The following is a 7,552-nucleotide window of genomic DNA, read 5'->3' on the forward strand; positions in this document are numbered from 1 at the left end:
TCGACGACCTGCTGGTCCGACCGCTGGTGGTCGCCGGGGTGCTCGCCGGGGTGTTCGCCGGCGAGCGGACGGGCGCGCACGGGGTCGAGCACCGCCACGATCTCCCGACCACGCCGGCGCCGCGGCAGCCGCAGCGTGCTGACGATGCGGGGAGCCTCGCCCACCGCCGGGCGGGTGAGCACGGTGTCGGGGTCGACGACCTCGCCGGCGCGGGTCGCGTGGTCCTCGCCCGGGGGGCGGGAGGGGAGCATCGCGGTCACGGTCGGTCTCCTGTCGGTGGGGTCGGCATACGGATCCGGTGCAGCCGTAGGAGGGTGGCGTGGGGTCCGCAGAGGTCCACGGATCCGCCATCGGTGGACCGTGCCCGTGAGACGGGTCTTGGAACGTCCGGGCCGCCGTGGCCCGGGTCACGGGCGTCAGACGTACCGTTCTGCGATGACCTCTCGGCCCCCGCGCGTCGCCGCGCTGCCGCTGCTGCCGCTCCTGGCGGTGCTGTCTTTGCTCGCGTCGGCCTGCTCGGACTCGGCCGACGACTCGACCACCACGCCGCCGATGCTCGCGGCCGCTGTCGCCGCGCACACCGATGCTCTCGTGAAGGCGGCGGCCGAGATCGGGGTCCGCGAGGAGCCCGAGATGCTGGGAACGGGCGACGTCGCCGTCGAGGTGGCGCTGGACCGCGAGGTCGGCGACAACGCCCACGTGCGGGTCGCGGTCACCCGCGGGACGCCGTTCGGGGCGTCCCCGGAGGAGCTCGCCGACCTGTGCGAGACCTTCGCGCCGTGCGAGGAGGTCGACGGGGCCACGCTGCTGCTCGAGAACGGCGCTCCCGAGTCCGACCCGGGTATCGCCTACGCGTGGATGGAACGCGACGGGGTGACGGTCTGGGCCCTGGGCTACGGGCCGTTCATCGAGCGCGACCCGGCGCAGCGCGACGAGGAGGTCGCCGCCCTGGCGGACACCCTGGTGAAGGTGGTGACGGATCCCGGCGTCGGGTTCACCAGCGCAGCGGCGTACTCCGAGGGGGCGGAGGAGATCTGCGACGGGCCGTGGTCGGACTGGTACGGCCAGGGCAACGGCTCACCCGAGCCCGAGGACAACACCGACTGGTGCTGAGCCGGCGCTGAGCCCCTGACCGACGACTCAGCCGACGATCTCCTCGACGGCGGTGACCAGGCGCGGGTCCTGAGGCTCGACGCCGGGGCTGAAGCGGGAGACCACGGTGCCGTCGGCGGCGAGGAGGAACTTCTCGAAGTTCCAGGTGACGTCGCCGGCCTCGCCCTGCTCGTTCGGGGTGCCGGTCAGCTCGGCGTACAACGGGTGCCGGCCCTCCCCGTTGACCTCGATCTTCTCGGTCATCGGGAACGTCACGCCGTAGGTCGCGGAGCAGAACTCCTGGATCTCCTCGGCGGTGCCGGGCTCCTGGCCCATGAACTGGTTGCACGGCAGACCGACGACGGTGAAGCCCCGCTCGGCGTAGGTCTCGTGGAGCTGCTCGAGGCCGGTGTACTGCGGGGTCAGCCCGCACTTCGACGCGACGTTGACCAGCAGCGCCGGGCGGCCGTCGGTGATCTCGCCGAGCGTGGTGGCGGTGCCGTCGAGGCGGGCGATCGGGAGGTCGAGGAGGCTCATGGGGCGAGCCTAGTCAGGTCGGCGGGTGGTTCCGGGCGTCTCCGGTCGGCGACCGGGTGGTGTGACGGCCCCGTTGGGCGGGCAGGGTCACTCGCCGGAGGTGGTCGTGGTGATCGACGTGCTGTGGGGCGCCGGCGGGATGGTGGCGCTGATGGGCATCGCCTGGCTGTGCTCGACCGATCGGCGCGCGGTCCGGCCGCGCACCGTGGTCGGGGCGCTGGCGCTGCAGGTGGGCTTCGGCGTCCTGGTGCTGTCGTGGTCGGTGGGCGGGCGCGCGCTGGAGGCGGCGTCCTCCGGCGTCCAGGCGGTCATCGACTCCTCGCGCGAGGGCATCGGCTTCCTGTTCGGCCCGGTGCTGCCGGCGGAGGACCAGGGCACCGTCGTGGCCTTCCAGGTGCTGCCGGTGATCGTCTTCTTCGCGTCGTTGACCGCGGTGCTCTACCACCTCGGCGTGCTGCAGCGGGTCGTCGAGGTCTTCGGCGGGGGGCTCGGACGGTTGCTGGGGACCGGCCGCGAGGAGTCGGTCAACGCCGCCGCCAACATCTTCGTCGGGCAGACCGAGGCGCCGCTGCTGATCCGCCCGTACGTCGCCGGGCTGACCCGCTCGCAGCTCTTCGCCGTCATGGTGGGCGGGCTGTCGACGGTCGCGGGGTCGGTGCTCGTGGGCTACTCGCTGCTCGGCGCGCGGCTGGACTACCTCATCGCGGCCAGCTTCATGGCGGCGCCCGGTGCGCTGCTGATGGCCAAGATCATGCTGCCCGAGCCGCTGGAGGCCGAGGCGGGGGACGAGTCGTCGACTGCCGGAGCGGCTGGCGTCGTACCGGAGCAGGAGGCGCCCGCTGAGGAGCCGGCCGAGGAGCCCGAGCGCGCCCGCAACGTCATCGACGCCGCCGCCAACGGCGCCGCCGACGGCCTCAAGCTGGCCGCGACGATCGGTGCGATGCTGCTGGCCTTCATCTCCCTCATCGCATTGGTCAACCTGATCGTCGGTGGCATCGGCGACTGGTTCGGCGCCGAGGACCTCAGCGTCCAGCAGCTGCTGGGCTACCTCTTCGCGCCGGTGATGTCGCTGATCGGCGTCCCGTGGGGCGAGGCCGTCGAGGCGGGCAGCTTCGTGGGGCAGAAGATCGTGCTCAACGAGTTCGTCGCGTTCGCGGAGTTCGGCCCCGTGGCCGGGGAGTTCTCCGACAAGACCGCCGCGATCGTCACCTTCGCCCTGACCGGCTTCGCCAACATCGGCTCGCTCGGCATCCTGCTCGGCGGGCTGGGCGGCATCGCCCCCGAGCGGCGTCCCGACATCGCCTCGCTCGGGCTGCGGGCCATCCTGGCCGCCACCCTGGCGAACCTGATGAGCGCCGCGATCGCAGGCATCCTGATCGGCTGACGCCGCCCGTCGGCGGTGGCCGGTCGAGCGTGGCTCGCGAGGGTGTCCTGCTGTCCGTGGTCGGGTCTAGCCTCGGCGCATGGGCGACCCCGCTGCCTTCACCTGGCTCCCGGCCAACGAGGCCACCGACGATCACGTCGAGGCGGTGCTCGGCGCGGGCGGCGCGGCGAAGTGCCGCTGCCAGGGCCTGAAGGTCGAGGGCTGGATCTGGCGCGACAGCACCCAGGAGGAGCGCGAGGCCGCGCTGGTCGCCCAGACCGCCTGCGGCACCGACGGGCCCACCTCCGGCCTGATCGGCTACGTCGACGGCGAGCCCGCCGGCTGGGTCGCGGTCGAGCCGCGGGAGAACTACCCGCGCATCTGGTCGCGCAAGCAGCCGTGGATGCGGATGGACCCCGAGCTGGAGGGTGTCTGGTCGGTGACCTGCTTCGTGGTCCGCAAGGGCTTCCGGCGCGAGGGCCTGACCTACGAGCTGGCCCGCGCCACCGTCGACCACGGCCGCCGGGTCGGCGCGCGGGTCCTGGAGGGCTACCCGATGGAGCCCGCCCCCGGGAAGACCGTCATCTGGGACGAGGCCTCGGTCGGCCTGCTCCAGGTGTTCCTCGAGGCCGGCTACGAGGTCCACGCCTCGCCCACGCTGCGTCGCCGCGTCGTCCGCTACGACCTGACCGCCGACTGAGGCACTGACCCCCGCCAGAGCACGACGTTCTGCAGGGAATCGGGGCCCTGGACCTGCAGGACGTCGTGATCGAGGTGGGAGCGACCGGGCGCCGGCAGTGTCGGTACGCCGGGCTACCGTCGTGGCGTCCAGTCGAGACCTGCGGGCGAGGGGGGGTGTGCGGTGGGGTTCGTCCCGGTGACCGGCACGGCCACCTTCCGTCCCGCGGTGCCGCCGCGCGACTCGGTGGTGGAGTTCGTCGACGACCGGCGCACCGTCGCGCTGCCGGTGCGGGCGGCGATCCCGGTGCTGACCAAGGCCCACGCCCGTGAGGACCTCGACCCGAGCGTGGCGCTGCTCAGCGGGGCGGCGCTGCTGGGGATGCGGCTGGTGGCCGCCGGCGCCTTCGAGCCCGCGCCCGAGGAGCCGGGGCGGCCGCCGTCGTGGCGGGTGGGTGAGCTCACCGAGGAGGACGAGGACCGCGTGCGGATGCTGGCCCGCTCGCGCGCGGCGGGTGCGCAGGACGCGGCGGACGCCGAGCAGGTGGTGCGGGCGGTGCTGGACGCGGTCGCCGACGCCGTACCCAGGGGCGCGCCGGTCGCCAGGTCGCGACCAGCGCCGCGCCGGCGACCCCTGCGGCAGTCGGGCGGGCCGGGCGGGGAGGCCGCCCCGGTCGACAGCGCCCCTGACGACGCCTTCCAGGAGCGGCTGCAGCGCCGCATCGCGAAGATCCGCCGTGGCAGCGACCTCCCGCACCTGGTGACGATCTCGCTGCGCGTCGAGGCCGACGAGGAGGAGCTGGTCGCGGGGTCGGTGCGCCTGGTGCTGCAGGTCCACGACGAGCGCGACCCCCTGCACATGGCCGACGCCTCCGCGCTGTGGCTCGACGACCCCGAGGACCACGGGTTCGGCGACCGGGCCCGCACCCACGCGACCATCGCCCTGCGTGCGGCGGCCGAGGCGTGGCCGGTGCTCGACCGGCTGCTGGCGCTGCGGGTGCCCGACCAGATCGGCCTGGAGGCCGAGGAGATCGCCAGCCTGCTCGAAGACGGCGTGGCGGCGCTGGCCGAGCGCGGGGTCGACGTGCTGTGGCCGCGCAGCCTGGGGCGCGACCTGACGACCTCCGCGGTGCTCGACACCAAGCCACGCCGAGGCGGCACCCGCGAGGCGCCGCTGCAGACCGGGCTGCTCACCCCCGACTCGGTCTTCGCCTTCCAGTGGCAGGTCGCCCTCGACGGCGACCCGCTCACCCCCGAGGAGATGGACACCCTCGCCGCCTCGGCCGCGCCGGTGGTCAAGCTCCGCGGTGCCTGGCGGGTGGTCGACCCGTCGATCACCCGCAAGGCCCGCAAGCGGCTGGTGCGCGACGTCAAGCCGGCCGAGGCGGTCGCCGCCGCCCTCAGCGGCGTCGCCACCCTGGGGGAGGACCAGCCCGCCGAGGTGGTCGTCGGCGCCTCCTTGCTGAAGGTCCGCGAGCAGCTGCGCACGGCCGCCACCCGCGAGCCCGTGGAGCCGCCCGCGGCGCTGCAGGCGACGCTGCGCGACTACCAGCGCCACGGCCTCACCTGGCTCGCCGAGCTCACCGGCCTCGGGCTGGGCGCCTGCCTGGCCGACGACATGGGGCTGGGCAAGACGCTCACCCTGATCTCGCTCCACCTGCACCGCGCCGAGCGGGCCCGTGCCGCCGGGCAGGCGCCCGCGCCGACGCTGGTGGTCTGCCCGACCAGCCTGCTCGGCAACTGGGAGGCCGAGATCCGCCGGTTCGCGCCCGGAGTCCCCGTACGCCGCTTCCACGGCGGCACCCGGTCGCTGGCCGGGCTCCCCGGTGTCGGTGGAGGCCCCGAGTCCACCGAGCCCACGCTGCTCGAGCCTGAGCCGACGCCCGACGGCGACCCCGGCTTCGTGCTCACCACCTACGGCACGATGCGCGTCGACACCACCACCAAGGACCGCCCCAGCGAGCTCGGCGAGGTGACCTGGGGGCTGGTCGTCGCCGATGAGGCCCAGCACGTCAAGAACTCCCGTTCCACCACCGCCCGCGGCCTGCGCTCCATCGCCTCCGGGGCACGCGTGGCCCTGACCGGCACCCCGGTCGAGAACGACCTCACCGAGCTCTGGTCGATCCTCGACTGGGCCATCCCCGGCCTGCTCGGCAGCCGCCAGGCCTTCCGCCGGGTGTGGGCCGCGCCGATCGAGGCGGGGACCGACCACCCGCTGACGCTGACCCGGGAGCAGGTCGTGCTCTACGAGGCGTTCGTCCGCGACACCATGGAGCGGATCGAGCGCGCCGACGAGCACACCCGCCGCGGCCTGGTGCTCTCGCTGCTCACCGGCTGCAAGCAGATCTGCAACCACCCGGCCCACTTCCTCAAGCAGGGCGGCGCCCGCGTTGCCGGCCGCTCGGAGAAGATCGACCTGCTCGACGAGCTGCTCGGCACCGTGCTCGCGGAGGACGGGGCCGCGCTGGTGTTCACCCAGTACGTCGAGATGGCCCGCCTCGTCGCCCGGCACCTCGCCAATGCGGGCATCCCGCACCAGCTGCTGCACGGCGGCACCCCCGTGCGCGAGCGCGAGGAGATGGTGCGGCGCTTCCAGTCCGACGACGCCGACCGGGTGCCGGTCTTCCTGCTCTCCCTGAAGGCCGGCGGCACGGGGCTCAACCTGACCCGCGCCGACCACGTCATCCACCTCGACCGCTGGTGGAACCCCGCGGTGGAGGACCAGGCCACCGACCGGGCCTACCGGATCGGGCAGACCAAGCCGGTCCAGGTGCACCGGATGGTCACCCGCGGCACCATCGAGGAGCGGGTCGGCCTGCTGCTGGAGCGCAAGCGCTCGCTCGCCGACGCCGTCCTCGGTCGCGGGGAGGCCGCGCTCACCGAGCTCAGCGACGACGAGCTGCGCGACCTCGTCAGCCTGCGCCCCGCATGAGCGGGCCGAGGGCCAGCACCACCCACCCCGCCTTCGCCGAGCGGCGCAGCACCGCCCGGCCGAGCGGATGGTGGGCGCGGGCCTGGCTCCGCGCCGTCGAGGAGGCGGCGTACGCCGAGGAGGAGCTCACCGCGTCGCGGCGGCTGGCCCGCTCGGGACGCATCGGCGGCATCCGGGTCGAGCCGGGGCGGCTCACCGCCGCCGTCGAGGACGCCGACGGGCTCTGGGCGACCGCGGTCGACGTGCCCGTGCTGCCGGACGGCGACGTGGACGCGTTCCTCGAGGCGGTGGGTGCGGTGAGCGGCCGGGTCTCCGCGCTGCTGGCCGGCGACCTGCCGCACGAGCTGGTCGAGCACGCCGAGGAGGCCGGCGTCGAGCTGCTCCCGTACGGCGGTGAGCTGGCCGGCACCTGCACCTGCTCGGCCTGGGTCGACCCGTGCGTGCACGCCCTGGCGCTGCTGCACCAGGTCGGCTGGCTGCTCGACGCCGACCCGTTCGTCCTGCTGCACGTGCGCGGGCTGCCGCGCGAGCAGCTGCTGGCCCGGTTGCACGCCGAGCGCGCGCCGGCGACGGAGGAGCAGGACGCCGACCCGGACCTGGACGCAGCCCACGACGCGGCCGCGCGGGCGGCGCGGTTCCTGGAGCGGCTGGAGTCCGGCGAGCCGGGCAACCTCGACCACCTGCTGTGAGTCGCCCGTAGCGTGGGGGGCATGAGCACGACCACCCTCCACCTCGAGCACCGCTTCGCCGACGCGCTGCCCGAGCTGGCGGTCGACTGGCAGGCCGAGACCGCGCCGGGGCCCACGCTGCTCGCGCTCGACGAGGAGCTGGCGGGCGACCTGGGGCTCGATCCGGCGTGGCTGCGCACCGAGGAGGGGCTGCGGCTGCTGACCGGCGAGCAGCCGCCGGCGGGCGCCCGCCCGGTGGCGCAGGGCTACGCCGGCCACCAG

The 7,552-nt window shown here is 74.5% G+C and carries 7 protein-coding genes and 1 pseudogene; 6 read left to right on the top strand and 2 right to left on the bottom strand.

Translation table 11 applies throughout. The annotated features are described in order from the left end of the window. Window positions 1–260: hypothetical protein (locus tag A6R01_RS07020; RefSeq protein WP_292604758.1), on the bottom strand; the 260-nt coding region annotated here is incomplete at its 3' end. Window positions 261–435: 175 nt separating this feature from the next. Here A6R01_RS07020 and A6R01_RS07025 point away from each other — a divergent pair. Beyond that, a complete protein-coding gene (locus A6R01_RS07025) occupies window positions 436–1,113 on the top strand; it encodes a hypothetical protein (RefSeq protein ID WP_292604759.1) in 678 nt (225 codons plus the stop codon). A 27-nt stretch (window positions 1,114–1,140) separates the two neighbouring features. Here the strand turns inward: A6R01_RS07025 and A6R01_RS07030 are convergent, their stop codons facing one another. Continuing rightward, window positions 1,141–1,629 carry a glutathione peroxidase gene (locus tag A6R01_RS07030; RefSeq protein ID WP_292604760.1) on the bottom strand — a complete coding sequence of 163 codons (489 nt, stop codon included), beginning with the start codon at window positions 1,627–1,629 and terminating at the stop codon, window positions 1,141–1,143. Window positions 1,630–1,738: 109 nt separating this feature from the next. Between A6R01_RS07030 and A6R01_RS07035 the strand changes: the two genes are divergently transcribed. The 5 genes and pseudogenes from A6R01_RS07035 to A6R01_RS07055 all read left to right on the top strand — a co-directional run. Continuing rightward, a complete protein-coding gene (locus tag A6R01_RS07035; RefSeq protein ID WP_292604761.1) occupies window positions 1,739–3,013 on the top strand; it encodes a nucleoside transporter C-terminal domain-containing protein in 1,275 nt (424 codons plus the stop codon). A gap of 79 nt (window positions 3,014–3,092) precedes the next feature. Then, entirely contained in the window at window positions 3,093–3,692 is a 600-nt protein-coding gene (locus A6R01_RS07040) for a GNAT family N-acetyltransferase (protein ID WP_292604762.1), read from the top strand. A gap of 162 nt (window positions 3,693–3,854) precedes the next feature. Next, window positions 3,855–6,602 carry a DEAD/DEAH box helicase gene (locus A6R01_RS07045; RefSeq protein ID WP_292604763.1) on the top strand — a complete coding sequence of 916 codons (2,748 nt, stop codon included), beginning with the start codon at window positions 3,855–3,857 and terminating at the stop codon, window positions 6,600–6,602. Further along, the gene (locus A6R01_RS07050; RefSeq protein WP_292604764.1) at window positions 6,599–7,291 is read left to right on the top strand and encodes an SWIM zinc finger family protein; all 693 of its coding nucleotides are present in this window, start codon (window positions 6,599–6,601) and stop codon (window positions 7,289–7,291) included. The genes A6R01_RS07045 and A6R01_RS07050 overlap by 4 nt, the downstream gene beginning before the upstream one ends. 21 nt (window positions 7,292–7,312) lie before the next feature. Next, window positions 7,313–7,552 (top strand): annotated as a pseudogene (locus tag A6R01_RS07055) (hypothetical protein); the annotation flags it as partial.

The organism is Nocardioides sp. REDSEA-S30_B4 (assembly GCF_001627265.1).
In the GTDB taxonomy this organism is placed as follows: domain Bacteria; phylum Actinomycetota; class Actinomycetes; order Propionibacteriales; family Nocardioidaceae; genus Nocardioides.